2 protein-coding genes are annotated in these 1,268 nt (G+C 55.5%); one reads left to right on the top strand and one right to left on the bottom strand.

The genetic code is table 11. The features are described from left to right. Positions 1–163: 163 nt before the first annotated feature. On the bottom strand, positions 164–448 hold the full coding sequence (ppnP, locus tag BN1136_RS03555) for a pyrimidine/purine nucleoside phosphorylase (protein ID WP_043760712.1): 285 nt from the start codon (positions 446–448) through the stop codon (positions 164–166). A gap of 268 nt (positions 449–716) precedes the next feature. Between ppnP and BN1136_RS03550 the strand changes: the two genes are divergently transcribed. Beyond that, positions 717–1,268 (top strand): dicarboxylate/amino acid:cation symporter (locus BN1136_RS03550; protein WP_043808059.1); only part of this gene is annotated, 552 nt, incomplete at its 3' end.

The following is a 1,268-nucleotide window of genomic DNA, read 5'->3' as shown; positions in this document are numbered from 1 at the left end:
AATGGTTGGTTGAGTATGCAGAGGTCAGGGTAAGTGGGTTGTTTTTTTACAGGCAGAAGACGGCATACGAGTTGCTCAGGATTCGCGTGGACTCGGAATTATGTGTAAGAGACAGTAGCCCCCCGCCATGGGAGCCGGTCAGGGATCCCATGGCGGGGGGCTATCAGTCGAGGAACTCGCACAGATAGGCGGTGGCCACCTTCACTTCCAGCTTGAAGGAGGAGTGACCAGCCACGTCGAAGGATTCGCCCTGGTGGTAGGTATGCCACTCGTCTTCATCGGCCAGCTGGATGGTGAGGGCACCCTTGATAACTGTCATGCGCTCCGGAGCGGCGGTGTTGAACAGGTATTCGCCCGCTTCCATCACGCCGACCGTGGCTTTGCCGCCTTTTTGCTCGAAACCGATGGATTTAACATTTCCGTCAAAATATTCGTTAACTTTCAGCATCTTTTCTTCCCTGTATGCACGTTTGCCGAGCCAACGTAGCACAGAGTTTCGGATCTTGTCATGGTAAAAGGAGGAAAAACACCCGTGTCTCTTTTGAATCTTTACTTTCTCATAAACTCATCAATGCATTTCATTAACGGATTCTGATGTAAAACGGGAAGCAAATATGAGATAAAGCGCACCGCCAGAGCAATGGAGAGGATTTGACGCTCTGGGTGGTCATTTACGCTGCAAAAGTGTGAGTAATTGCTAAATAAAGGAACATTCTGTGTTAACGAAAGGATTAATCAAAAACATCGGCTTCCAGGTTGTGGTTGCCATGGTGCTGGGTGCGCTGGCCGGTGCGCTCATGGGTGAGCAGGCCACGGTGTTTGCGCCGTTCGGCACCCTGTTTATCCAGCTGATCAAGATGCTGGTGATCCCGCTGGTGGCGGTTGCCATTCTGTCCGGTGCCGCGAACCTGGGGGCCAGCCCGGCTGCAGGCAAGATAGGCGTCACCACGCTCGCCTTCTTCCTCATTACCTCCGCCCTGGCGGTGTTCCTGGCCCTGGTGATGGGACAGATCTTCAAGCCCGGCGTCGGCGTCGACTTCGGCTCTACCGCGGCCATGTTCTCCGGTGACTACGCCGACAAGGGCGAACTGCCCGATGCGGTGGCCACCCTGCTAGGCATGATCCCGACCAACGTGTTCAGCGCCCTGAACGAGGCGAACATCCTGCAGATCCTGGTATTCTGCATGTTCCTCGGGATCGCCCTGGCCAAGCAGCCCCGCGAGCGCGCCAAGCCGCTGGTGGATGGGCTCAACACCCTGGTGGATGCC

This window comes from Aeromonas taiwanensis, assembly GCF_000820165.1.
GTDB classification, from domain to species: Bacteria; Pseudomonadota; Gammaproteobacteria; order Enterobacterales; family Aeromonadaceae; genus Aeromonas; species Aeromonas taiwanensis.
The sequence above is the reverse complement of the archived record's forward strand: the minus strand, read 5'-3'. Positions and strand labels throughout refer to the sequence as shown.